At 63.8% G+C, this 24,994-nt stretch carries 16 protein-coding genes; 11 read left to right on the plus strand and 5 right to left on the minus strand.

Annotated features, from left to right (window positions below):
- Together AB5Y95_RS11860 and AB5Y95_RS11865 are read left to right on the plus strand one after the other, a co-directional pair.
- On the plus strand, positions 1 to 5,568 hold a 5,568-nt coding region (locus AB5Y95_RS11860; RefSeq protein ID WP_368161158.1), incomplete at its 5' end, for a VCBS domain-containing protein.
- A 295-nt stretch (positions 5,569 to 5,863) separates the two neighbouring features.
- Positions 5,864 to 6,808 (plus strand): chemotaxis protein CheV, encoded by a 945-nt coding sequence (locus tag AB5Y95_RS11865; RefSeq protein ID WP_005297781.1) that lies wholly within the window; start codon positions 5,864 to 5,866, stop codon positions 6,806 to 6,808.
- Between the two features lie 85 nt (positions 6,809 to 6,893).
- Here the strand turns inward: AB5Y95_RS11865 and AB5Y95_RS11870 are convergent, their stop codons facing one another.
- On the minus strand, positions 6,894 to 7,493 hold the full coding sequence (locus AB5Y95_RS11870; RefSeq protein WP_094697761.1) for an arylesterase: 600 nt from the start codon (positions 7,491 to 7,493) through the stop codon (positions 6,894 to 6,896).
- Here AB5Y95_RS11870 and AB5Y95_RS11875 point away from each other — a divergent pair.
- Positions 7,492 to 8,214, plus strand: coding sequence for an ABC transporter ATP-binding protein (locus tag AB5Y95_RS11875; RefSeq protein ID WP_139399189.1), 723 nt, complete (start codon positions 7,492 to 7,494; stop codon positions 8,212 to 8,214). The two genes, AB5Y95_RS11870 and AB5Y95_RS11875, sit on opposite strands and share 2 nt — an antisense overlap.
- Positions 8,214 to 10,661 carry an ABC transporter permease gene (locus AB5Y95_RS11880; RefSeq protein ID WP_368161160.1) on the plus strand — a complete coding sequence of 816 codons (2,448 nt, stop codon included), beginning with the start codon at positions 8,214 to 8,216 and terminating at the stop codon, positions 10,659 to 10,661. Before AB5Y95_RS11875 ends, AB5Y95_RS11880 begins: the two co-directional genes overlap by 1 nt.
- 93 nt (positions 10,662 to 10,754) lie before the next feature.
- Here the strand turns inward: AB5Y95_RS11880 and AB5Y95_RS11885 are convergent, their stop codons facing one another.
- Positions 10,755 to 11,660 (minus strand): TIGR01777 family oxidoreductase, encoded by a 906-nt coding sequence (locus AB5Y95_RS11885; RefSeq protein WP_005297785.1) that lies wholly within the window; start codon positions 11,658 to 11,660, stop codon positions 10,755 to 10,757.
- 246 nt (positions 11,661 to 11,906) lie between these two features.
- On the opposite strand from AB5Y95_RS11885, the gene AB5Y95_RS11890 reads away from it, so the two are divergent.
- Positions 11,907 to 13,439, plus strand: coding sequence for an EAL domain-containing protein (locus tag AB5Y95_RS11890; protein ID WP_368161163.1), 1,533 nt, complete (start codon positions 11,907 to 11,909; stop codon positions 13,437 to 13,439).
- 66 nt (positions 13,440 to 13,505) lie between these two features.
- Here AB5Y95_RS11890 and AB5Y95_RS11895 read toward each other — a convergent pair whose 3' ends face one another.
- Together AB5Y95_RS11895 and AB5Y95_RS11900 are read right to left on the minus strand one after the other, a co-directional pair.
- Positions 13,506 to 14,687: a PLP-dependent aminotransferase family protein gene (locus tag AB5Y95_RS11895; RefSeq protein WP_005297787.1), complete on the minus strand. Its 1,182-nt coding sequence runs from the start codon at positions 14,685 to 14,687 to the stop codon at positions 13,506 to 13,508.
- A 194-nt stretch (positions 14,688 to 14,881) separates the two neighbouring features.
- Positions 14,882 to 15,949, minus strand: a complete 1,068-nt coding sequence (locus AB5Y95_RS11900; protein ID WP_206221199.1) for a M28 family metallopeptidase — start codon at positions 15,947 to 15,949, stop codon at positions 14,882 to 14,884.
- Positions 15,950 to 16,297: 348 nt separating this feature from the next.
- Between AB5Y95_RS11900 and trmB the strand changes: the two genes are divergently transcribed.
- From trmB to AB5Y95_RS11930, 6 genes are all read left to right on the plus strand, one after another.
- The gene (gene trmB, locus AB5Y95_RS11905) at positions 16,298 to 17,011 is read left to right on the plus strand and encodes a tRNA (guanosine(46)-N7)-methyltransferase TrmB (RefSeq protein WP_010632994.1); all 714 of its coding nucleotides are present in this window, start codon (positions 16,298 to 16,300) and stop codon (positions 17,009 to 17,011) included.
- A 14-nt stretch (positions 17,012 to 17,025) separates the two neighbouring features.
- On the plus strand, positions 17,026 to 17,358 hold the full coding sequence (locus AB5Y95_RS11910) for a YggL family protein (protein WP_005297793.1): 333 nt from the start codon (positions 17,026 to 17,028) through the stop codon (positions 17,356 to 17,358).
- 123 nt (positions 17,359 to 17,481) lie between these two features.
- Positions 17,482 to 18,402, plus strand: a complete 921-nt coding sequence (glsB, locus tag AB5Y95_RS11915; protein ID WP_026142053.1) for a glutaminase B — start codon at positions 17,482 to 17,484, stop codon at positions 18,400 to 18,402.
- Positions 18,403 to 18,430: 28 nt separating this feature from the next.
- On the plus strand, positions 18,431 to 19,723 hold the full coding sequence (locus AB5Y95_RS11920) for a sulfurtransferase (protein ID WP_124250913.1): 1,293 nt from the start codon (positions 18,431 to 18,433) through the stop codon (positions 19,721 to 19,723).
- Between the two features lie 119 nt (positions 19,724 to 19,842).
- Entirely contained in the window at positions 19,843 to 21,024 is a 1,182-nt protein-coding gene (locus AB5Y95_RS11925; protein ID WP_368161166.1) for a S8 family peptidase, read from the plus strand.
- A 114-nt stretch (positions 21,025 to 21,138) separates the two neighbouring features.
- Entirely contained in the window at positions 21,139 to 21,348 is a 210-nt protein-coding gene (locus AB5Y95_RS11930; RefSeq protein WP_010632998.1) for a YgdI/YgdR family lipoprotein, read from the plus strand.
- 55 nt (positions 21,349 to 21,403) lie between these two features.
- Here AB5Y95_RS11930 and AB5Y95_RS11935 read toward each other — a convergent pair whose 3' ends face one another.
- Positions 21,404 to 24,964 carry an ATP-binding cassette domain-containing protein gene (locus tag AB5Y95_RS11935; RefSeq protein ID WP_368161168.1) on the minus strand — a complete coding sequence of 1,187 codons (3,561 nt, stop codon included), beginning with the start codon at positions 24,962 to 24,964 and terminating at the stop codon, positions 21,404 to 21,406.
- Positions 24,965 to 24,994: the final 30 nt, after the last annotated feature.

The following is a 24,994-nucleotide window of genomic DNA, read 5'->3' on the forward strand; positions in this document are numbered from 1 at the left end:
GCCTGGACTTACAACGTCGACAACAGCAAGGTGCAGTACCTGGGCGAGGGCGAGACCAAGGTCGAGACCTTCACCGTGGCCTCGGTCGATGGCACTACCCATACCGTCACCATCACCATCACCGGTGTCAACGATGCCGCGGTGATCACCGGCACTGACACCGGTGGTGTGACCGAAGATGAAAGCAACCCGACCCTGACCGAGACCGGTACCCTGAGCGTGTCCGACGTGGACGGGGCGGACGAAGCCAAGTTCCTGGCCGGCAATGGCACCCCGAGCGCCGGTGCACTGGGTAGCCTCTCCATCACCGAAGGCGGTGCCTGGACCTACAACGTCGACAACAGCAAGGTGCAGTACCTGGGCGAGGGCGAGACCAAGGTCGAGACCTTCACCGTGGCCTCGGTGGACGGCACTACCCACACCGTCACCATCACCATCACCGGCGTCAACGACAGCGCTGTGGTTGCGGGGGATGACCTGGGTGCGGTGACCGAAGATCTGAACGTGGTCGGCGGCAAGCTGAGCGACAGCGGCGTGCTGACCATCAGCGATGCGGACCAGGGCCAGGCCAAGTTCGTGGCCGGCAACGGCGTGGCCAGCACTGGTGCGCTGGGCAGCCTGACCATCACCGAAGGCGGTACCTGGAGCTACAACGTTGACAACAGCAAGGTGCAGTATCTGGGCCAAGGTGAGACCCGTATTGAAACCTTCACCGTCAAGAGTGTGGATGGCACCAGCCACACCGTCTCGGTCACCATCACCGGCACCAACGATGCACCGACCCTGAGTATCGACAAGGGGGCTGTGATCTCCGAAGAGGGGCTGGCCGGCGGCATTGCCGACACGGCAGGCAGCAGCGATACCACCGACAGCGTGGCCGCCAGCGGCAAGATCACGGTTGGCGACGTCGATAGTCAGGATACCCTCACCATCAGTCTGAACGGGCCGGCTGGCCTGACGGCTGGCGGTGCCGCGGTGCTGTGGAGCTGGAATGCCGCCACCAAGGTGTTGACCGGTTATACCGGCACTCCGGGCGGCGCCGATTACAAGGCGGTCATGGATGTGAAACTGACCGCGCCTGCCGGCAACGGCAAGGGCGACTGGAGCTATGACGTGACGCTCAAGGCCCCGCTGGATCATCCGGTCAAGGGCAGTGAAGACGTACTCAACTTCCAGATCGGTGTGACCGTATCGGATGGCAAGACCACCACCACCGGCAGCCTGCCCATTTCGGTCGAGGACGACTCACCGGTGGCTGGCGACATGGCGGCCGTCTCTGTCATCAAGACCAACATCCCGGATACTCTGACCGGCCTGTTTGATCTGACCAAGTACAGTGGCAGCAACCAGATGACCCTGAACGTGAGCGGTTTCAGCATCACGGCGCTGGGCTTTACCTCGTCGACCAACTCGGCCCTGACGACGGCCAATGTCAACGGTTCCAGCGCCGGCCTGGGTGTTTCCAGCGTTGGTTCACCGAACCACAACCTCGCCAACGAGGTGGACTTCCGCCACTTTGCAGATGGCACTTCGGCATCCGAGCAGCTGATCATCAAGCTGGATGCGGGCAAGGTGGCCTATGGCGCCAACATCAAGTTCAGCCAGATGTTCGGTGGCGAGCTGGAGAGCGGGGTGGTCGAGTTCTACCGCGGCGGCGTGCTGATCGGTACCCAGACCTTCAGCTCCAACGCGGCGGGTGGCGACTATGCCGGCAACTTCCAGGTGCAGCAGGGTGGCTTCGATACCATGGTCATCAAGGCCACCAACAATGGTAACGGCCTCTACGCAGACAACAGCGACTTCACCGTGAAGAGCATCGAGTTCCTCGGGGCGACCACGGCACCGGCCATCGCCTACGGTTCCGGTACGGTTACCCCGCAGTGGGGCGCCGACGGCAAGGGCTACATGCAGCTGGTCGGTTCTACCGAGACCGGGCTGACCACGGCGACCGGCAAACTGATCACCACCTCGATGGAATCGGCCAATACCCTGATCGGCACGGCCAGCGATGGCACCCTGGTGTTCCGTCTGGAATTTACCCCGGCCACCGGCAAGTGGGAGTTCTTCCAGTATCAGAACATGTCCAAGCCGCTGGGCGATGGCGACATCGACTTCCAGGTCAAGGTGGTGGATGGCGACGGCGACTACAGCCTGGGCTCTTTCGCAACCAAACCGCTGTTTACGCCCATCGTGCAGTCGGTCTCCAGCGAGAGCGCGACCGAGGGTGGCAACCTGCTGCACACGGTAACGCTGTCGGATGCGACCCAGGAAGCAACCCAGTATGACTTCAACATCAAGGGAAGCGGCGCCAATCCGGCCTCCAGCCTTGATTGGGGCACCGCCCAGTTCAGCAACGGGGTGACCTACAACAGCACTACCGGCAAGATCACGGTGCCGGCCGGGGTGTCGGGCTTTACCGTGACCATCCCGACAGTGGACGATCGTCTGGTCGAGGCGAATGAAACCCTGACCGTGACCGTTGGCGGCCAGAACGGCACCGGTACCATCATCGACAACGATCGTGCGCCGGTGACCACGGGTGGCTACAGTGCCGGCAAGGAAGATACGCCGCTGGTGCTGAAGTGGGCCCAGTTTGGTGCCAGCGATGATCAGGCCGCCTCCGACCTGAGCGTGCAGATCAATACCCTGCCGCTGAACGGCAAGCTGGAGTACCTGAACGCAGCTGGCCAGTGGATTGCGGTGAAGGTGGGGGATCTTGTCTCCTACGCCGATATCGACAGCGGTCACCTGCGCTTCGTGCCGGGCCTCAACGAGTCGAGCACCAATGCCAGCAACGGCAATGGCGTCGTGACCGGCAACCTGCAGGGCGACTACGCCAGCTTTGGTTACCAGATCAGCGACGGCGCCAACCTGAGCAACAGCGGCAAGCTGGTGATCGATATCGCGGCGGTGGCGGACAAGCCGGTGGTCGACGTCAGTCTGACCGGCAACGGTGTACCGCTCTATAGCCAGTACCCGTCGTCCGGCATCTCCACCGGGGCGTTCCAGAGCGGCAACTTCAACAAGGGCAGCTTTGGCATCACCAGCAGCTTTACCGACAGCACCACCACTCAAGACAGCGTGGTGGGTACCAGCGGCAACGACTACATCGTCAGCGTCAAGGGCGGCGGAGATTACTTCGTCGGCGGTGCAGGCAATGATGTGCTGGTTGGTGGCAACTCCACCTCAGGTGACACCCTCGACGGCGGTACCGGCAACGACATTCTGGTAGCCGGGCTGGGTGGCGACACCCTGTATGGTGGCGCCGGTACCGACCTGGCCGTGCTGATGGGCTCGCGTGCCAACTATGTCATCGAGCGCAGAAGTGACGGCGGTTTCAACTTCCTGGTCAAGGAGAACGGCGTCACCATCAGCAAGTCGCTCTACGACATCGAGCTGGTGCAGTTTGATGACGGCATCTACCAGTTCAACCAGACCGACGGCACTCTGACGGCGGTACCGCCCAGCTTGGTGGATTATCCGCTCGAGATCAGCGCCTCCCTGACCGACCGGGATGGCAGCGAGCAGTTCGACAGCCTGGTGCTGACAGGCATGCCGACGGGGTCGACGCTGTATCAGGGCTCCACCGTGCTTGGCACAGTCGGGGCCGATGGCAAGCTGACGCTGACCGGTCTGTGGAACCAGAGCGCGCTGGACGTCAAACTGACCGGTCTGACCCTGCGGGTGCCGGGCAGCAGTGCCGGCCAGTTCGACCTCAAGGTCGAAGCCATCGCCAAGGAAGTGGCGACCGATCAGACCAGCAGCGCATCGGATCAGGATTCGATTCGCATGAGCTACTTCCTCTCTACCGAAGGGGAGCCAGGCGATCAGAACCGTACCTACGGCAGCGAACACAATATCGTGGTCGGGGATCTGGATGGCAGTGTGGTGCTGCCGGGCCAGAACTACAACATCGCCTTCATGGTCGACAGCTCGGGCAGTATCGGCACCAGTGCCATGAACACCATCAAGAGCCAGCTGGCGCAGGTGTTTGCAACCCTCAAGACCAGTGCCGGTACTGAGGGGGCGGGCAAGGTCAACATCTTCCTGGTGGACTTCGACAGTCAGGCCAACAAGTCCATCAGCGTGGACTTGAAGGATCCCAATGTCCTGACCAAGTTGCAGGCCGTGCTCGACAGCATGGACGGCAGTTACTGGAATGGTGGGGCGACCAACTACGAGGATGCGCTCAAGACCACCTCCAACTGGTTCAACAGCGACACCGCCAAGAACAACGCCAATGCGAAGAACCTGGCGTACTTCATTACCGATGGGGCACCAAACACCTATTACGACTATGAAGATACCAACCCGATCGTGAATACGAAGACCAACGAGCGTCTCGATTCGTTTGTCAACGTCAACAACTATGTGCCGGGTGAAGCCTTCTACGCCAACATAGGCGGCACCAACCGGGTGTTGATCGACGCGAACGGCAATGTTCAGAAGTGGTCGCAGGGCAATAACAACAAGTGGAGCTCGACCACCATCGGGACCTTGAAGGCACAGGGGGATGGTACCTTCGAGATCTCCACCTCCTATGACAGCAACTACTGGGCATTGCAAAACGCGCTGGCTGTGCTGCCGCTTCTGCTGGCCAATAACGTGACGCTGGAAGCAATCGGCATCGGCAGCAACGTCTCCATCGATACCCTGAAGCTGTTCGACAGTGATCAGATTGTGCAGTCCAACGTGTCAGCCAACGATCTGGCCAACGCCATCCTGGGCACCTCGGTGAACAACCTGCCGGGCAGCGACCGGATCGACGGCGGTGCCGGTGACGACATCCTGTTCGGTGATGCCATCCACTTTGCCGGCATCAACGGTGAAGGCTACGCGGCCATCAAGCAGTATGTGGCCGGCAAGCTGAGCGCAGGCTCGGTGACCGATGCCCAGGTCCATGACTACATCACGGATCATGCCAGCGAGTTTGATCAGTCCTCCAGCAACGACAAGGCGGACGTGCTGATCGGCGGCGATGGTAACGACATCCTGTTTGGTCAGGGTGGCGATGACTTCCTGTTCGGCGGGGCTGGCAATGACATCTTGTTCGGTGGTGCCGGCAACGACACCCTGTATGGAGAGAGCGGCAACGATACCCTGTACGGTGGCAGCGGCAACGATACCCTGTTTGGCGGCATCGGCGACGATACCCTGAGCGGTGGTCTGGGCAATGACATTCTGGTCGGCGGGCTTGGCAATGACATCCTCAAGGGGGATGGCGGCGCCGATACCTTCACCTGGTTGCAGGGCGATACAGCTGCGGGCAGCGTGGCCAAGGATTACGTGGTCGACTTCTCCAAGGCGGAAGGTGACAAGCTGGATCTGAGCGACCTGCTGGATCACGACGGTTCTCGCAACCAGAACGATCTGAAGAGCCTGCTCTCGGTCTTCCAGGACAGTGAAGGGGTGCATCTGCAGGTCAAGGAGAGCAGCGCCGCCCCCGTGACCCAGGAGATAGTGCTGATGAACCACACGTTCGACAGCCTCACCGGCAGTGCAGCGGCCACCTCGTCTCAGGTGATCGACTACATGCTCAACAACAACATGCTGGATATCGACAAGTAATCCGGTCGACCCCAGGCAAAAAGCGGCAGAGCAATCTGCCGCTTTTTTTATGGATGGCGCTACCGGGCTGGTTCGATGCTTCCCCCCAAAGGGGGGTGAATGTGCGCCAGGAGCTGGAATTTAGGTGAATGACTACTGACAGGCTTGAAGAGAGCATGGGCGCGAGCGGGGTCTCGCTTTTTTTAATCAAGTTCAGCCATCATCTGGCCGACATAGGATAAGAATACGGGTCGTGTTGGGATTCTGACCCTTCTATACTATGGCGAGACTCGGGCAACGGACGTAAGGGCTTTATATGGCGAGCATATTGGATTCGGTGGATCAGCGTACCCAGTTGGTAGGGGAGAACCGCCTGGAGCTGTTGATGTTCCGTTTGGGATCCCAGCAGCTGTTTGCGATCAACGTGTTCAAAGTACGGGAAGTAGTCAAGCTGCCTCACCTCAACAAGATGCCCGGTGCACACCACAACATCAGCGGGGTGGCCAACATCCGTGGCACCTCCATTCCGGTGATCAACCTGCGCAGCGCCATCGGCATGCGCCCCATGCCCATCGATGCCGAGTCCAACCTCATCATCACCGAGTACAACCGCACCATTCAGGGCTTTCTGGTCGGCCAGGTGGCCAACATCGTCAACATGACCTGGAAGGACATATTGCCGCCACCGCGCTCGGCCGGGCGGGCGAACTACCTGACCGCCATCACCCGCATCCCGGAGGACGGTGTCGACCAGATCGTCGAGATCATCGACGTGGAGAAGGTGCTGGCCGAGATCATCACCTACGACATCCGCATCTCGGAAGAGGTGCTGGATCGGGATATCCTGCCGGAAATGCATGGCCGCAAGGTGCTCATCGTCGACGACTCCAGCACGGCCCGCAACCTGGTGCGCGAGACCCTGGGCCAGCTGGGGCTGGAGGTGATCGAATGCCAGGATGGTTTGCAGGCGCTCAACCTGCTCAAGGGGTGGTGCGATGCGGGCAAGAAGGTGACCGACGAGATCCTGCTGATGATCACCGATGCCGAGATGCCGGAGATGGACGGCTACCGGCTGACCCACGAAATTCGCAGCGATGCTCGCATGTCCGATCTCTTCATCACCCTCAATACCTCTTTGAGCGGCAACTTCAACGAGGCCATGGTCAAGAAGGTGGGCTGCGATCGCTTCATCTCCAAGTTCCAGCCAGACTTGCTGGTTGGCGTGGCTCAGGAGCGGCTGCGCCAGATCCTGGAGCGCTGATTCAGGAGCAATAAAAAATCCCGCCAAGGCGGGATTTTTTATTGGGCCGTTAGACCCGGATGGTGGACGAGGCGCCATGGCAGACTCATTGGGTCAGCAGCGGCTCGATGAAGCTGGCCACCCGGTCGCGGATCTGCGGCTGAGCGGCGGCGGTGGGGTGGATGCCATCGTTCATCATGAGTTCAGGGCGCAGCGCAATATCATCCATGAAGAAGGGCATCAGCGGCAGCTGATTGGCGCTGGCCAGTTCCGGGAAGATCTGCTCGAACTGGCGCAGGTAGCGGGCGCCGTAGTTGCGGGGCAGCTGGATCTGGGTCAACACGGTTTTTACCTGTTGCGCCTTGGTCAGCTCCACCATTTTGGTGAGATTGTCCCGGGTGATGGCCGGTGCGAACCCGCGTAGCCCATCGTTGCCACCCAGTTCGATCAGCACCCAGTCCGGTTGATGTTCCTTGAGCAGGGCGGGTAATCTGGCCAGCGCCCCTTGCGTAGTTTCACCACTGATGCTGGCATTGATAAGCTGATGTTTACCCCCCTGCTGCTGCCATTTCTGATTGAGCAGGGCAGGCCAGCTCTGCTCCGCCGGCATCTGATAACCCGCACTCAGGCTGTCGCCCAGCACCAGCAGGGTCTGGGCCTGCACCGATGACACCAGGCAGCACAAGGCAAACAGGAAACGCGTCATGAATTCAACTCCCATTATCAACGTCAAGGGCCTGGGCAAGACTGTGCGCCTGGGCCAGGAAAGCCTCACCATCCTTGAAGGGATCGACCTGCAAGTCAATAGCGGCGAAACGGTGGCGCTGGTCGGTGCCTCCGGCTCCGGCAAGTCTACCCTGCTGGGGCTGCTGGCCGGGCTCGATCTGCCGAGCCAGGGGGATATCGAGATCCTCGGCCAGTCGCTGCTGCAGCTGGACGAGGAGGGGCGTGCCCGGCTGCGGGCCGAGCAGGTGGGGTTCATCTTCCAGTCTTTCCTGCTGCTGCCCACCCTGAGCGCGCTGGAGAACGTCATGCTGCCCGCCGAGCTGCGCGGCGAGACCCGCTGCGAGCCGCGGGCCCGCGAGTTGCTGGCGGCGGTCGGCCTCAGTGAACGGCTGCACCATCTGCCACCGCGTCTCTCCGGCGGCGAGCAGCAGCGGGTGGCCATCGCCCGTGCCTTCATGACGAGGCCCAGCCTGCTGCTGGCCGATGAACCCACAGGCAACCTCGACAGCAAGACCGGGGAGCGGGTGATCGAACTGCTGTTCGAGCTCAACCGCGAACACGGCACCACGCTCGTGGTGGTGACCCATGATCACGACCTGGCCAGGCGCTGCCAGCGGCAGCTGGTGATGGCGGCAGGGCGACTGGAGGCGGCTGCGCCAGCATCCGAAGACGCCTCTGCAGCAAGAGTCGGGGAGCTGTGATGAGTCAGTGGCGACTGGGATTGCGCCTGTTGCGGCGCGAAGGATTCAACGGCGAACTGCGCTGGTTCGTGCTGGCGCTGGCGCTGAGCGTAGCTTGCGTACTGAGCGTGGCCCTGGTGGCGGATCGGCTGGATGCCGGGCTCAAAGCCTCGGGGCGAGACTTTATCGGTGCCGACCGGGCGCTGCGCTCGGCCACGCCGGCGCCGGCCGGCTGGCTCGAACAGGCGGTCAAAACGGGTCTGGCGGTGCAGACCACGGTCAGCTTCAACAGCATGCTGTTTCATGGGGATGCCCTGCAGCTGGCCTCCATCCGCGCCGTGCCTGAGGATTTCCCCTTCTACGGCAAGCTGGAGCTGAGCCCGCAACGGGCACCGGCGCCTGGCGAGATCTGGCTCTCCGCCCGGGTGATGCAGCTGCTGGCGGCCAAGCCGGGGGATGAGCTGGAAGTAGGCAATACGGTGCTCAAGGTGGCGGGAGTGCTGGGTCAGGAGCCGGATCAGGGCTTCAGCCCCTTCCTGCTGGCGCCGAGGGCGTTGATCCACAGCGCCGATGTGGAGGCGACCGGCGCCCTGCTGCCGGGCAGCCGCCAGCAGTGGCGCTACCTGTTCAAGGGCACTCGCGAGCAGGTGGCCGACTATGAACGCTGGCTCAAGCCCAGGCTCAAGGCGGGACAGAAGCTGATCAAGCCGGATGACCAGGGCTCCCAGGTGGGCCGCTCGCTGGCCAATGCCGAGCGCTTCTTCCGGCTCGCCTCCCTGGCAGGGGTGCTGCTGGGGGCGCTGGCCATGGGCATCGCGGTCCGTCACTTCGCCGAGCGCCAGACCAACATGGTGGCGCTGCTCAAGACGCTCGGCGCGTCGCGGCGCACGCTTTGGCAACTGATGGGCATCCTGCTGCTGTCGCTGACCTTGGCGGGTGCCCTGCTCGGTCTGGTGGCGGGCAGCGCCATGCAGTGGCTGACCTTGCATCTGCTGGGCAACCTGCTGCCGGCCGATCTGCCGCCGCCGTCGTGGCGCCCCTTTGCGCTGGGGCTGGCGGTGGCCTTCTTCATCACCCTGCTGCTGGCCTTCGTGCCCTTCCTGCGCCTGCTCAAGGTGCCGCCGCTGCGGGTGCTGCGCCGCGAGCTGGAGGCGGGGATCCCGCCCTGGCTGGCGTTGCCGGTGGCGCTGCTCGGCCTGTTTGGGCTGGTGTGGGGCTTCACCGCCGATGCGACCCTGGCGTTGGGGCTGATTGGCGGCATGGGTCTGCTGATGGGGCTGCTGGCAGTGATCGCCTCCCTGCTGCTGCGACTGGGGCGGCGGGTACAGGGCCCCCATGCGCTGCGGCTGGCCATCAGCCACCTCTCCCGCGAGCGGGGCAGTGGTCTGTTCCAGCTGGCGGGCTTTGCGCTGGCACTCATGCTGTTCGGTCTGCTGTGGGCGGCGCGGGTCGACCTGCTCGGCGAGTTTTCGGCCCGGCTGCCGGCGGATGCCCCCAACCGCTTCCTGGTCAACGTGGCAGACGGAGAGCGGGAGGGGATCCTGGCCGATCTGCGCCAGGCGGGGGCCGTGACTTCGGACTTCTACCCCATGGTCCGTGGCCGGCTGGTCAGCATCGCCAGCGAGGCGGTGCGCGACACGGATGAAGATGGCCGCGATGGGGTCAATCGCGAGCTCAACTTCACTACCACCGCCACCCTGCCACCGGACAATACCCTGACCGCAGGGCGTTGGCTGGACGGCCCCGGCCAGGTATCGGTAGACAAGGATCTGGCCAAGCGACTCGACATCGCGCTCGGCGACACCCTGGGCTTTACCATCGAGGGGCGCAGCTTCAAGGCGAAGGTGACCAGCCTGCGGGCCATCAAGTGGGACAACATGCGCCCCAACTTCTACATGATCTTCTCGCCGGACGTGCTGGCCCCCTTCTCCCAGACCTGGCTCGGCAGCTATCGTCTGCCGGAGCAGGGCCGGGTGGCCGAAGTGGAGCTGATCCGCCGGCACCCCACGGTGAGCCTGATCGATGTGGACGATTTGATCGTGCGGCTGACGGCGGTGTCGGATCAGGTGAGCCGGGCGCTGGGGCTGATGCTGGGGCTGGTGACGGTGGCGGCGCTGCTGGTGCTGCTGACCCAGACCCAGGCCAGCATGGCCCACCGGCGCCGGGAGCTGCTGCTGATGCGCACCCTGGGGGCCGGCAGCGAGCTGCTCAGGAAGATGCTGCGCTGGGAGCTGGTTGCCAGCGGCCTGCTGGCGGGGCTGTGCGCCGCCATGGTGGTCGAGCTCTGCTCCCTCGGCCTGCAGTGGTGGTGGTTCGAGGGGCAGTGGCAGTTCCACTGGGCCATCTGGGCCGGTCTGCCGCTGCTGGGGGCCGTGCTGGTGACGCTGGCGGGGCAGGGCATGCAGCGCCAGCTGCTGGCGGGCACCCTGAGCGATCGGCTGCGGGGGCTGGGGCAGGGCCTGCTCTGAGCACCAGATCCTGCGCGGATGCCGCGAGGCACAACAACAATCAGCCCGGCCAATGGCCGGGCTGATTGTTATCCGGTTGGCTGAAGAGCCCGGTCAGCGGGGAGTGCTCAGCAGATTGGCAAGGGCCTGGGGCAGCTCCGGGTAGGTGAAGTGGAAGCCGGCCTGCTGCAGACGGGTCGGCAGCACCCTCTGGCCGGTGAGCAGCAGATCGGCCGCCTCGCCCATCAGCAGCTGCAACAGTGGGGCCGGCACGAAGAAGAGGTGCGGCCGGTGCAGGGTGCCGGCCAGAGTCTGGCTGAACTCGCGGTTGCTGACCGGCTGCGGTGCCGTGCCGTTGAAGAGGCCGTCGCACTCCTCGTGATCCAGCAGGAACAGGATGGCGCGCACCAGATCCTGAATGTGGATCCAGCTCATGATCTGGTTTCCCGTGCCCATGGGGCCGCCGAGGCCGAGGCGATAGGGAGGCAGCATCCTGGGCAGGGCGCCGCCGTCGGTGCCGAGCACCAGCCCGATGCGCACGATGCAGACCCGGGTATGCTTGCTGCGGGCCTCGCGGGCCAGGGTTTCCCACTGCTGACAGAGCTGATGGGTGAATTCATCGTGAGGGGTCTGGCACTGCTCGTCCAGCGGCGCATCGCCCTGGCGGCCATACCAGCCGATGGCGGAGGCGTTGATCAGCACCCTGGGCGGGGTGTCGGAGAGCTTGATGAGATCGACCAGCTGCTCGGTCAGCAGCCAGCGGCTGTCGCAGAGTTGCTGCTTGCGCCGCTCGCTCCAGCGGCCGGCGGCGATGGGTTCTCCCGCCAGGTTGATGACCGCATCCACGTCGTTGAGGTTGTCGAGCCGGTCCAGGGTATCGATCAGCTTGACGTCGTGGCCGAGCAGATCGTAGGCGCGGCTGCCCTGGCGGGTCAGCACCAGCACCTCGTGCGCTACCTTGAGGTGGGCCACCAGGCGGCGACCGATAAAGCCCGTCCCGCCCGTGATCAATATTTTCATATCCAGACTCCCTGACGCTGTTGGCTCTACTCTAGTGGGCCTGCGCAAGATGAACAAGCAACTGTTTTTGCAAAGATTATAATCGTCACTGCAGACGTGGGCGGCACTCACCCAGGGTGTGAGCCGTCATGCCGCCTGCCCTGACGGGGCGCCTTGCCCTGTTGTCCAATGCATCAGAAGATGCTTGTCAGGAAAGGGGATAGGAGTAGACTCGTCCGCCTTTTCACCGTTGCAGCGAGGGGGAGTATGCCGTTTCGTCGTTTGAGGTTGCGCCAGTTTTATACCCGGCTGGGGGCGGCACTGCTGGCCGGCCTGCTGCCCCTGCTGCTCGGCGTGCTGATCGTCTCCTGGCAGACCTTTGCCGGCATGAAACAGGATGCCGAAGAGCGCCTGCTCCATGCTCGCAACATGCTGGAGCGCACCCTGGATCACGCTCACCAGGCGGCCGCCATGGTAGAGGGCAGCGTCGGGCGCCCCTGCGCGGAGGTGGTGCAGGGGCTGCGGGATCAGGTGGCCACCATACCGGACGTGCGCACCGTCAACCTGGCCAGGGGGGAAGTGGTCTACTGCACCTCGCTCTATGGCTCCTATCATGGTCCCTTCAAGCTGGCCGACTACGCCAACGGCCAGCTGGATCTGATGCGGGGCAACCCGGTGACCCCGGATCGGCCTCTGGTGGTCTATCGCCAGCCGGTGGGGGAGTACAGCGTGCTGGTCGGGGTCGACGGTTACTATCTGCACAACATCCTCGACATGCTCAGCCGCAACTCGCCGCTGACCCTGGTGATCGGGGCGCAGAGCATGCTGGCCAACGGCCAGATCCATGACGAAGTGCCGCCCGTGGTGCTGGGCTCGCTGGAGCAGGTCTCCGGCAAGTACCCGTTTCGGGTCGTCACCGAGCTCTCCTATGACGAGTACGGCAGTCACATCTGGACCTACTCCCGCGCCAGCCTCATCATCTATCCCCTGCTGGGGTTGGTGGTGGGCTGTCTGGTCTACTGGCTGACCGGCCGCTCGACTTCTCCCTCCCAGGAGCTGCGACGAGCGCTGGATCAGCGGGAGTTCATCCCCTACCTGCAGCCGGTAGTGACCGGTGACGACGCTCACTGGAGCGGCTGCGAGGTGCTGATGCGTTGGCAGCATCCGCGCCAGGGCCTCATCTCGCCGGATCGCTTCATCCCGCTGGCCGAAGACAGCGGCCTCATCGTGCCCATGACCCGCCTGCTGATGGAGCAGGTGCGCGAACAGTTCGCAGGCCAAGTGCACAGCCTGCCCAGAGGGTTCCACTTCGGCTTCAACATCAGCGCCAGTCACTGCAAGGATCTGAGCCTGGTGGAGGATTGTCGCCAGTTCATCAACGCGTTTCGGGAGAACCCCGTCAAGCTGGTGCTGGAGCTGACCGAGCGGGAGCTGATCGTGGCGGACGAGACGACCGACCGGCTGTTTGCCGAGCTGCATCAGCTGGGCGTCTTTATCGCCATCGACGACTTCGGCACCGGCCACTCCAGCCTCACCTACCTGCAGCAGTTCCAGGTGGACTTTCTCAAGATCGATCAGAGCTTCGTCGGCATGATCGGTTCGGACGCGCTCTCCAGCCACATCGTCGAGAACGTCATCGATCTGGCGACCCGGCTCGGCCTGCAACTGGTGGCCGAAGGGGTGGAGAACGAGGTACAGGCCGCCTATCTGCGGGCGCGTCAGGTGACCTTCCTGCAGGGTTATCTCTTTGGCCGGCCGATGCCGATGAAGGAGTTTGCCGCCCTGCTGGCGAAGGCCTGAGCCAGCCCGCCACCCATAAAAAAACCAGCGACCTTGGTCGCTGGTTTTTTTTCATCCCAAGGCCTGTCAGAGCATGCGGGCGAGGGCGCGGCACAGGCGCTTGACCCCCTCCTCTATGGTGGCTTCATCCACGCAGGAGAAGCTCAGGCGCAGGGTGTTCTGGATCTCGGGGCGCACGTAGAAAGGGGCGCCCGGTACAAAGGCCACCTTCTCCTTGATCGCCTCGTCAAACAGCGCCATGGCGCTGACGCTGGCGGGCAGGGTCAGCCAGAGGAACATGCCCCCTTCCGGCCGGGTATAGCTGACGCCGGGCGGGCAGTGACGGGCCAGTGCGGCCTCCATGGCGGCGCGCTGGCGGCCATAGACCTCCTTGATCTTCTCGAGGTGGGCGTCCAGCGAGTTGTCGATCAGGAAGCGGTGCAGCACTTGCTGGCTGAAGGCGTTGCTGTGCAGGTCGGTGGCCTGCTTGGCGATGGTAACCTTCTTGCGCAGCCAGTCCGGCACCAGCATCCAGCCGAGGCGGAAGGCCGGGACGACGGTCTTGGAGAAGGAGCCGAGCAGCACGGTATTGTTCGGCGCCAGCTTGGCGATGGGGGGCAGGTGCTCGCCCTCGAAACGCAGCTCGCCGTAGGGGTCGTCTTCCACCATCAGCAGCTCGTGGCGTACCAGCCGCTCGGCCAGCGCCTCGCGGTTGGCGCGGCTGTAGGAGACGCCGCTCGGGTTCTGGAAGTTGGGCACGCCGTAGAGCAGCTTGGCGTTGGAGCCGCTCGCCAGCAGCGCATCCAGCGCCGCCAGATCCAGCCCCTCTTCACCCAGGGTGATGGGCTTGAAGGCAGGTTGATAGACGGAGAAGGCCTGGATGGCGCCAAGATAGCCCGGCTCCTCAATGATGAGGTCTTGCCCCTCGTCGATCAGCACCTTGCCCAGCAGATCCAGCGCCTGCTGGGAGCCGCTGGTGATGAGGATGTTGTCCGGATTGACCTGCATGCCGTGGCGGGCCAGATAGCGGTCGGCGATGTACTGGCGCAGCGGGGCGAAGCCCTCGGTGGCCGCATACTGCAGGGCCGCGGCGCCCTGCTCGCGCAGCACGTCCTGGCAGGCCTGCTCGATGGCCTTGACCGGGAACAGGTGCGGATTGGGCAGGCCGCCGGCGAAGGAGATGATCTCCGGATTGGCGGCAACTTTGAGGATCTCGCGGATGAAGGAAGGCTCTACCTTCTCGAAGCGCTGGGCAAAAAACGGCTGCATAGGATTCTCTCTGGCGTGGTGAGCGGTCGCTCCATTCGACCGCCAAGTTATCCGTTTGTATCAGATTTAAAAAATGAGGCAATGGCTGTAACAAAAATCGATAAAAAAGGGCAGGTTTGGCACCTGCCCGAATTTTATCGGCCGGGGAAGGCCGCGAGGCGTAAAAGCCCCGGTTCAGCGGCGAGATGGCAGGGTTACAGACCAGGCTCCCTGAGGAAGCGGAGCATCAGCTCGGTGTTGGCACCGAGTTGCTGCTGCACCCGGCCCGGGAACAGCTCGGCCATCTTGTCGAGGCGGTCATACTGGGTATGCCAGATCTTGCCCCACTGGGTTTCGCTGCCCCGATCGCAGGCGCTCTTGGTGGCCTCGTCGTAGCAGTCCCACAGCGCCGGATTGGTGGTCTGGGAGTAGCCGTCATAGCCATCTTCCCCGTTGATGGTGAAGTTGGTGGCCTCCACGTAGGCGACGGGCACTCCCAGGCAGGCGAACGGCGCATGATCGGACCAGCCGCCGGTCTCCCCCTCAGGGTAGCCATCATAGCTGGGATGAATGGCAAACGGGGTGGCGGTCTGTTTGGAGATGGTCAGCAGGCGATCCCGCACCTTGGGATCGAAGCTGTAGCGGCTCGGGTCGGCACACTTGTACTTGGCCACGTTGGAGTGGGCCGAATGAACGTAGACGAGGTCGCCCCCGGCGATGGTGTCGTAGTTCACCATGGCCAGCAGCTTGGCAACGGCGGCGCTGTCGAGGCTGGCGGCATAGGCCTTGGAGCCGTTGAGGCCGTTCTCCTCGGCGCCAAAGAAGGCGAAGCGTACCGTGTAGGGCAGGGTCTGCCCCTTGAGTGCTTCGGCGACCGCCAAGAGGGCTGCGACCCCGGCACCGTTGTCGGTGGCTCCCTCGGAGCCCTGCTTGTCGCCTGTGCTGTCATAGTGGGCACCGATCAGGATCACCTTGTCGTTCTTGCCCTTGAGCTCGGCGACGAGGTTCTGGGAGGCCTTGCTGGTTCCGCTCTGGGTGTAGGTGAAGGGCTGGCGTTGCACCTCGTAGCCCCAGCCGGCCAGATGGTCCTGGATCCAGGCGGCGGCACGGGTCTCGGCCTCGCTGCCGGTGGGTCTGGCGCCGATCCCCTCGGCGGTGGAGCTCAGCTGCACCAGGTATTCATAGGCCTGCTCGGCGGCGGAGGGGGCCTGTGAATCGTTGCTGGAGGTGTTGCACCCGGCCAGCAGGGCTGTGATGGCAAACGCCAATGCTGTGTGTTTCATACTGCAATCCTTTGTTGTGTATGGTTTTATTTGCGCAGGTCAGGATGCGCCCGAGCCCCGGCAGATTCTGTGAACGGGGTGGCATTTGTCAATCGCGGTGGCGGAATTGGTCTGTGTCGGGGGATTTGTTGCGTGAAACACTTGCGCCTTGTGCCTATCTTGGGATAATTCGCTACCCTGTTTCGCCAAGCGATGAAATGACGAACAATTTCGCGTTCATCGGCGAGGTGGAGCGATGAAACAACGAGCAATTCATCTCGGTCGTCTGTGACCAGCACGACGAGATAGCTAGCAATCCATTTATGTCGTCTGTGACCCAGACCGATGCAATAAACGAGCAATTTGATTATGCCTGTGACCCAAGATGTATTTAACGAAGACGGCAAGTTCATGCGCAAGATCCGCAGCTTTGTCCGTCGCGAAGGCCGCCTGACCAAAGGGCAGGAGAAGGCTCTGGAGGAGCTGTGGCCGGTCATGGGCATCGATTTCGCACCGGAGCCGCTCGATCTGGTTGCCCTGTTTGGCCGCGAGGCCCCGGTGGTGCTGGAGATCGGCTTTGGCATGGGCGCCTCCCTGGTGGAGATGGCCAAGAATGCCCCCGAGAAGAACTTCATCGGTATCGAGGTGCACTCACCGGGTGTCGGTGCTTGCCTGGGCACAGCCCAGGAAGCGGGGGTCACCAATCTGCGTGTCATCTGCCACGACGCGGTCGAGGTGCTGGAGCACATGATCCCGAACGGCTCGCTCGCCTGCCTGCAGCTGTTCTTCCCGGACCCCTGGCACAAGAGCCGCCACCACAAGCGCCGCATCGTCCAGCCAGCTTTTGCCCAGGACATTCGCCAGAAACTGGCCATCGGTGGCGTGTTCCACATGGCCACCGACTGGGAAAACTACGCTGAGCACATGCTGGAAGTGATGAGCGCCGCCGAGGGGTACGAAAACACCTCCGCCACCGGCAACTGGGTGGCGCGTCCGGACTGGCGTCCGCTGACCAAATTCGAACAACGTGGCCACCGTCTCGGTCACGGGGTGTGGGATCTGATTTTCAAACGTGTCAACTAACTGAAGGAGCTATCATGGCCAATCGTAGCCGCCGCCTGCGCAAGAAACTGCGCGTCGATGAATTCCAGGAAATGGGCTTCGACATCAGTTTCAACTTCCCGGTCGGCACTGCCGAAGAGACCATCGATGCCGTAGTCGATGCGATGATCGATGAAGTGATCGAACCCCGCAAACTGGCCTTCGCCGGCTCTGGTCACCTGGCCTGGGAAGGGATGATCTGCACCCAGCAGCTGGGCAAATGCAGCGAAGAAGACCGCGCCGCCGTCAAAACCTGGCTGGAAGGCAAGGGGATGGAAGCCGTGGTGGTTTCCGAGCTGTTCGACCTCTGGTACGGCGAACCCGCCTGATATCAGGCCGGCTGTGGCAGGCGCCCCGGTTCGACAGCCTGCGACAGCAGATAGACAAGTCCCGCCGCTGGCGGGATTTTTGTCGGTGGTGATGGGATCTCCACGTTAGTTATGGAATCGCTTATGGTGTTGTCATCCGAATTACTGGCCAGCATCCTGGATGAGGTGCGCCCGCTGCTCGGACAGGGCAAGGTGGCCGACTATATTCCCGCACTGGCCCAGGTGCCGGCCGATCGGCTCGGGATCGCCGTCTGTACCGTCGAAGGGGAGCTGTTCACCGCAGGTGACGCCTTCGAGCCCTTCTCCATCCAGAGTATCTCCAAGGCCTTGAGCCTGACCCTGGCGCTCACCCTCTATCAGGAGGAGGAGATCTGGGCCCGGGTTGGCAAGGAACCCTCTGGCCAGCCCTTCAACTCCCTGGTGCAGCTTGAGTTCGAGCAGGGCATTCCCCGCAACCCCTTTATCAACGCCGGTGCCCTGGTGGTGAGCGATCTGCTGGAGACCCGCCTCACCGCCCCGCGTCAGCGCACCCTGGAGCTGGTCCGCCGCCTCTCGGGCAACCCGGCCATCATGGCGGATCAGGTAGTGGCGCGCTCCGAATATCAGCACTCTGCCCGCAACGCTGCCATCGCCTATCTGATGAAGGCCTATGGCAACTTCGAGAACGAAGTGGACAAGGTGCTGCAGAGCTACTTCAATGCCTGTGCCATCCGCATGAGTTGCGTCGATCTGGCGCGGGCCTTCATCTATCTGGCCAACCGCGGCGTGCCGCTTGGAGAAAGCTCCCCGCTGCTGCCGGCCCGCACCACCAAGCAGGTCAATGCCCTGCTCGCCACTTGCGGCCTCTATGACGAGGCGGGGGATTTCGCCTATCGGGTCGGCATGCCGGGCAAGTCGGGGGTCGGTGGCGGCATCATCGCCCTCATCCCGGGGGAGTTGTGCGTCTGTGTCTGGTCGCCCGAGCTCAACAAGGCGGGCAACTCGCTGGCGGGCACGGCCGCGCTGGAACTGCTGGCCGAGCGTCTGGGCCGCTCCATTTTTTAACCTTGTCACTCTGAATCGAGAGATCACCATGAAACGAATAATGAGCTTGTTACGGGCCACCCTGGCGACCTTGTTGCTCTGGCATGCCCTGCCGACCCTGGCAGCCGAGCTGCCACCGCTCTCGCTGGCTGACGCCAAGGCCAAGGCGGCGGTCATTCTGGATACCCGCGCCAGCTACTTCTACCAGGGCTGGCCCATGGAGGGCGAGCAGCAGGGCGGCCACGTGGCCGGTGCCGAGAACCTCTCCGCCGACTGGAAGTACAGCGATGCCGAGTGGCCGGCCGCGCTGGCGACCAAGGGGCTGCAGGCCGATCGGCCGGTGGCGCTCTACGGTGCGCCGCGCGAGGTGGCCGAAGTGGCCCGCCTGCTGCGCCAGCAGGGCATCAAGCAGCTGTTCGAGCTACAGGGCTGGAAAAGTGCGCCGCGCGAGCATCTGGCCCGCTGGCAGCAGCTGGTCCATCCGCGCTGGCTGGCGGACCTGCAGGAGGGCAAGCCGGTGGTGGCTGCGCCCAAGGGCGACTGGAAGCTGTTCGAGGTGGCGTGGGGTTCACCCAAGGCCTATCTGCTGAGTCACATACCGGGGGCCGGCTACATCGACACCAACCGGCTGGAAGAGGAGCCGCTGTGGAACAAGGTCTCTGACGAGGCGCTCAAGAAGCTGCTGCTGGAGAACGGCATCCGCCACGACACCACCGTCATCCTCTACGGTCGCAACACCATGGCGGCGGCCCGCGCGGCCCACCTGATGATGTATGCGGGCGTCGAGGACGTGCGGCTGCTGGACGGCGGCCTGGATGCCTGGTTCGTGCAGCATCTGCGCACCGAGACCGGGCTGGCCAACACCTTCAAGCCAGCCAAGGAGTTTGGCGTCGCCATCCCGGCTCATCCCGAGTACTACACCACCCTGAGTCAGGCCAAGGAGCTGCTCAAGCAGCCCGACGGCGCCCTGGTCAGCGTGCGCACCTGGGACGAGTTCGTCGGCAACACCTCCGGCTACAGCTACATCAAGCCGAAGGGCGACATTCCGGGCGCCAAGTGGGGTCGTGGTGGGGTGGATGCCAACAGCATGAGCGACTTCCACAACCCGGACGGCACCATGAAGCCGGCTCGCGAGATCCTCGCCATGTGGGATGAGTGGAACATAGAGCCGACCCAGCAGGCCGCCTTCTACTGCGGTACCGGCTGGCGCGCCTCCGAGGCGTTCTTCTACGCCTGGCTGATGGACTGGAAACGGATCAGCGTCTATGACGGCGGCTGGTACGAGTGGAGTGCCGATCCCAAGAACCCCACGGTTACCGGCGAGCGCAAGCCAGCCAAGTAATTGATAATCCAGAGCAGGCCGGACTCATGTCCGGCCTTTTTGTTGCCGCATTCGTAGCACGGGCGAGGGGACACTACACTTTTTGCGAAGGGATATCAGATCGACGTGAGGAGTGACTGATGAAACGGATATGGATAGGCCTGCTGGTCGCGGGCGTGCTGGGACAGGGGGCGATGGCCGCCGAGCGGGCGCGTTATCTGGTGCAGCTCAAGCCGGGGGCGGAGGCGGCCGTACTGGCCCAGAGCCAGGGGATGGGTGGCGAGCTGGCCCTGGTGCTGAAGGAGCAAAATGCCCTGGCGCTCTGGTTGCCGTCGGCGGCAGCCACGGCGCTGGCGCACAATCCCAACGTGCTCTGGGTTGAGCCGGATGCCAAGCGCTATGTCAGCGCCGAGACCCTGCCCTACGGCATTCCCATGGTGCAGGCGCCGCAACTGAGCGATGCCGCTGCCGGCGAAGTGCTGGTGTGCATCATCGACTCGGGCTACAGCGGCGGCCACCCGGACTTGCCCCACGGACCCCAGGTGCAGGGCTATGACGATGCCGGTACCGGCAACTGGGACAGCGACGAGAACAGCCATGGCACCCATGTGGCGGGCACCATAGCCGCCGTGGGGGGTAACGATCAGGGAGTGCTCGGGGTGTTGCCAAACCAGAGCGTGCCGCTGCAGATCGTCAAGGTGTTCGGGGCCAACGGCTGGGCCTACTCCTCCAACCTGGTGGGGGCGCTCAATGCCTGCAAGCAGGGGATGAGCAGCCGCGGCTTCACCCGCATGGTCATCAACATGAGCCTGGGGGGCAGCGTGCCCAGCAAGACCGAAGAGAGAGCCTTCAACCAGGCCTACAGCCAGAACGTGTTGAGCGTGGCGGCGGCGGGCAATGCGGGCAACACCAGCAAGTCCTATCCGGCCTCCTACAGCAGCGTGGTGAGCGTGGCCGCCATCGATGCCAACAAGCAGCTGGCCTATTTCTCCCAGCGCAACGATCAGGTGGAGCTGGCCGCCCCCGGTGTCTCTGTGCTCTCCACAGTGCCGACCGGGTACGCCTACTACAGCGGCACCTCGATGGCGACGCCGCACGTGGTCGGGGTCGCCGCCCTGGTCTGGTCGCAGCGACTGGAGTGCAGCAACGATCAGCTGCGCCAGACCCTGCGCAGCAGCGCCCAGGATCTGGGTGCCCTGGGGCGCGACAATAGCTTCGGCTACGGTCTGGTGCAGGCGAAGGCGGCCGCTGACAAGCTGGCACTTGGCTGCGGGTCCGGTACCGGAGGCGGTGGCAGTAGCAAACCGGGTGGGCGCAAGTAGCTGATTCTTGATGTTGATCCCGTTGCGGCAAGGGTGGCAAACGGGCTCATCTGGTTGAGCTAGGCTTCAGTCACCACCCTCGTGGTGAGGGTGAAGCGGGAGGCGAAACAGGCGATGAAGCAACTGATGATGATCCTGGTGTGTGCCCTGGCGTTGGCGGGGTGCAGCTCGCAATACATCATGAGCACCAAGGATGGCAAGATGATCACCACCGACAGCAAACCCAAGCTGGATGAGAGTACCGGCATGTACCGTTACTACGACACCGAGGGGCGGGAGGTGATGATCAAGAAGGATGACGTCACCCAGATCATGGAGCGTTGAGGCTCTCCTCAAGCAACAAGGGCTGCCTGCGGGCAGCCCTTGTCATTTTTGGTGCTCACGCCGTCTGGGGCACCTGGCGGTTCACCTGACCCACGAACAGCTGGTGGAAACGGGAGTGGGAGTTGGCCAGCAGACTCACCGGCGAGCCCTGCTCCACTACTGTGCCGGCCTCCATCACCACCACCTTGTCCACCGACAGCAGCGGCTCCAGATGGTGAGCGATCACCAGGTAGCTGGCCTCCGGCCGGTAGCGATAGAGCAGCTCCGCCATCTTGCGCATGCCGCCGTGGTCGAGATCCGAGGTGGCCTCGTCCAGCACGATGAGCGGGCGGCGCGACAGCAGGATGCGGGCGATCACCAGCAGCTGGGTCTCGCCGGCGGAGAGCTGCAGTTTGTCGAGCTCCTCGTCCAGCCGGCCGGCGCAGCGCTCGGCCAGCCCCACCCGGGCCAGTGCCTGCTCCAGTGCCGCGTCGTCATGCTCGGTCAGGGGCGCCAGGTTGGCCCGCAGGGTTCCGAAGAAGGTGAGCGGGATCTGGGAGACGGTGTCGTAGAGATCGCGCACCGCTTCCGGTGCCAGCCGGGACAGCGGCTGCTCGCCGTAGTAGATCTCCCCCTGGGTGGCGGGATACATGGCCTGCAGCACCCCCAGCAGCGAGCTCTTGCCGGCGCCGGTACGGCCGCACACGCCCACCTTCTCGCCGGGGGCCAGCTCGAAGTTGACCTTGTGCAGCGCCCACTGGCTGGCCTGGGGGTAGCGCAGCCCCAGGTTGTCGAAGCGCACCTTGGGGTGAGCGGTGGCGAGGGCCTCCCCCTCCTGGCGCTCGCTCTCTATTTCGCTGTATTCACGCACCCGTTCCACCGCGTTCATCACCTGCTCCACCTCGGCGAAGGTGCGGATGAGGGAGTTGAGCATGGCGGAAGCGGTAAAGGCATAGGTGATGGCCACGGCCCCCAGCAGCGAGCTGTTGCCAAAGGCCACCATCAGCGCCACGGCGCCCACCAGGGCGGCGGAGAGCAGGGTCTGGTGCATGCCGAGCCAGCGGTTGATGGAGGTGGTGGTGTACCAGCTGCGCAGGTTGTTGTCATAGTGCAGCAGCACCTGATCCAGCGCGAAGCGCTCGGCCCCGGCCAGGCGCAGGGCGGGGGCGCCACGGATGGTCTCGCTGATGCTGATGTAGAGCGGCGAACGCAGCACCGACGCCTGCCGCCGCAGCTTGAGCTGCACCGCCCGGTAGCGGCGCTGCAGCACGTAGAGGGCCCAGCCCACCAGGGGGGCGATGAGCAGCAACAGCGGCATGTTGACGCCGATCACCACCACCTGCAGCGCCACCGACACCAGCATGCCGAACAACCCCATCAGCATCGACAGCAGGATCTCCTGAGCTTCCCCCAGATCTCGATCGAAGCGGTTGAGGATACGCCCCTGCGGCACCTTGTCGAAGAAGGCCATGGGGGCGCGGCTGATGCGCCCCAGCATGCCGTCAAACAGGGTCCAGGCCAGCTTGAGGCCGAGTTTATAGTTGATGACCCGCACCACCATGATGCAGGTGAGGGAGCCCGCTCCCAGCAGCACATAGATGCCGAGCAGCTCGCTCACCTCGGTCACCCCGGCTTTGCCGCCGAGCCAGAGATCCGAGGCGATGCGCAGCCCCTCCTGACCCAGGGTGAGCAGCAGGGCGAGCAGGATGGCGCCGGGGGCGGCCAAGCGCTGCCACATGAAACCGAACAGCCCCCAGTCCACCTTGCCTTCCACCACCTTCTCTTCATTGAACTGCTCCGCCTCCTGGGGCGGCACCGGCGGGACGGGCTGGGGATGCTGGATGAGATCCGCCAGCTGGTGGGCATCGAGCTCCACCAGTTCGCCCTGCTCGATGCGGATCACCCGATCGCAGTGGGCCAGCACGTCCGGGTCGTGGCTGACCAGGAGCCGGGTCGGCCCCGGCTTGAAGGCGAGCCCCCGCTCCAGCACCTGGGCCGAGACGATGGGGTCGAGCGCCGAGAGGGGGTTGTCCAGCAGCAGGATGTCGGCCCGGGCGTAGAGGGCGCGGGCCAGGGCGACCCGCTGCTGCTGGCCGCCGGAGAGGCGGGTGCCGAGCTCGCCCACCAGGGTCTGATCGCCGTGGCTGAGCAGATCGAGGTCGGCGCCCAGCGCACTGGCTCCCAGCACCCATCGATAGCGCTCGGCGTGCCAGGGCTGGCCGAACAGGATGTTGTTGCGGATGGTGTCGTTCATCAGCCAGGGTTTGTGGCCCAGATGGGCGACCCGGCCGTGGCGGCGGATGCTGCCCTCGAAGCTGTCGTCAAAGCCGGCGACCAGGTGCAGCAGGCAGCTCTTGCCCGCCCCGGTGGCGCCGGTGATCCCCACCAGTTCCCCCGGCTGGATAAACAGGTTGGCTCCCTGCAGCACGGTTTTTTGCTGGTGCAAGGCGGTGACGTTGTCGAGCCGCAGGCCGCCCACCGGCAAGCTTGAGTCGGTGAGATCCCGATGCTGCTCGGGGCTGTTGAGGAACTCGCACAGCCGGTTGAAGCCGGTGTTGAAGTTGATCAAGGTGCGGATGAGATAGGGCAGCCGCATCATGGGGATGCGCAGCACGGTGAACAGGGCGATGGTGGTGAACACTTGGGGCAGGGTGAGCTCCCTGCCCGACACCAGATAGGTGGTGAAGGTGGCCAGGGTCACCAGCAGCGGGGTGCTCAGCATCAGGCTCTCGTTGATGGCATCGAGCTTGAGCACTCGGCCGAGCACCCCCAGCTCCTGCTGGCGCTTGTGGCCGGCCGCCCGGGTGAAGAAGGCGCCGAGCCCGTTCTGGCGCACCAGCCGCAGCTTCTTGATGTACTCCGCCAGGATGCCGTTGCGCTCGTCCTGCTGGCGCTTGAGTTGCTGCTCCTGCTGGTTCATGCGGCGCACCACCCGGGTGGAGATGAGCAACAGCAGGGTGAGCACGGCGAAGCCGACCAGGCCGGCGCTGCCCACCTGCCACACCAGCAGGGCTATGGTGCCGAGCAGTTGTAACAGCATGGTGAGCGGCATGGCGGGGTCCGCAAGAATCCAGGTAATGTCCCACACGTCCCGGTTGATCAGGTTCTGCACTCGGCCACCGGCCCGGTCGTCGAAGCTCTTGCCACCCAGCTTCATCACCTTGGCGAGCAGGGACTCGGCCAGCAGGCGGCGGATGGGCACGTGCATCTTGAGCGCCAGCTGCAGCGAGTGCTCCGCCAGCATGCCGGAGGCGAGCACCGAGGCAAACAGGGCGAACGCCAGCAGCAATTTCTGCTCGGTGGGGGCGCCGGCACCGAGTTGGGTCATGCTGTGGTTGAGCAGCCAGGGGCTGGCCAGGGTGGCCAGCATGCCGAGCAGCTGCAGCAGGGTAAGCAGGCCGATGCGGCCGCGATACTGGCGCCAGATAAAGGCGGTGATGGGCCAGGGGCGCACCGGCTGGGCGGCGGTGAGCGCGAGGAAGGCGTCGGCGCGGCCATCGCGCCTGTCTTCCGGCAACAGGGGATAGAGATCGTCGAGGTTGACCTGGGGCTCGGTCAGCCCCTTGCGCTGCAACGGGCCGGTCCAGTGATAGAAGAGGCGGCTCAGCCAGCCGGCCGATATTTCTGGATGATCCAATGGGTGTCCTTATTATTTTGTGCTGCTTCC

The organism is Aeromonas sp. R5-3, from assembly GCF_040908225.1.
Taxonomy (GTDB): Bacteria; Pseudomonadota; Gammaproteobacteria; order Enterobacterales; family Aeromonadaceae; genus Aeromonas; species Aeromonas dhakensis.

Excerpts from the sequence above, each read along its gene's own strand:
- AB5Y95_RS11865 (WP_005297781.1), top strand. The coding sequence starts at position 5,864 with ATGGCGAGCATATTGGATTCGGTGGATCAGCGTACCCAGTTGGTAGGG.
- AB5Y95_RS11875 (WP_139399189.1), top strand. The coding sequence starts at position 7,492 with ATGAATTCAACTCCCATTATCAACGTCAAGGGCCTGGGCAAGACTGTG.
- AB5Y95_RS11870 (WP_094697761.1), bottom strand. The coding sequence starts at position 7,493 with ATGACGCGTTTCCTGTTTGCCTTGTGCTGCCTGGTGTCATCGGTGCAG.
- AB5Y95_RS11880 (WP_368161160.1), top strand. The coding sequence starts at position 8,214 with ATGAGTCAGTGGCGACTGGGATTGCGCCTGTTGCGGCGCGAAGGATTC.
- AB5Y95_RS11885 (WP_005297785.1), bottom strand. The coding sequence starts at position 11,660 with ATGAAAATATTGATCACGGGCGGGACGGGCTTTATCGGTCGCCGCCTG.
- AB5Y95_RS11890 (WP_368161163.1), top strand. The coding sequence starts at position 11,907 with ATGCCGTTTCGTCGTTTGAGGTTGCGCCAGTTTTATACCCGGCTGGGG.
- AB5Y95_RS11895 (WP_005297787.1), bottom strand. The coding sequence starts at position 14,687 with ATGCAGCCGTTTTTTGCCCAGCGCTTCGAGAAGGTAGAGCCTTCCTTC.
- AB5Y95_RS11900 (WP_206221199.1), bottom strand. The coding sequence starts at position 15,949 with ATGAAACACACAGCATTGGCGTTTGCCATCACAGCCCTGCTGGCCGGG.
- trmB (WP_010632994.1), top strand. The coding sequence starts at position 16,298 with ATGCCTGTGACCCAAGATGTATTTAACGAAGACGGCAAGTTCATGCGC.
- AB5Y95_RS11910 (WP_005297793.1), top strand. The coding sequence starts at position 17,026 with ATGGCCAATCGTAGCCGCCGCCTGCGCAAGAAACTGCGCGTCGATGAA.
- glsB (WP_026142053.1), top strand. The coding sequence starts at position 17,482 with ATGGTGTTGTCATCCGAATTACTGGCCAGCATCCTGGATGAGGTGCGC.
- AB5Y95_RS11920 (WP_124250913.1), top strand. The coding sequence starts at position 18,431 with ATGAAACGAATAATGAGCTTGTTACGGGCCACCCTGGCGACCTTGTTG.
- AB5Y95_RS11925 (WP_368161166.1), top strand. The coding sequence starts at position 19,843 with ATGAAACGGATATGGATAGGCCTGCTGGTCGCGGGCGTGCTGGGACAG.
- AB5Y95_RS11930 (WP_010632998.1), top strand. The coding sequence starts at position 21,139 with ATGAAGCAACTGATGATGATCCTGGTGTGTGCCCTGGCGTTGGCGGGG.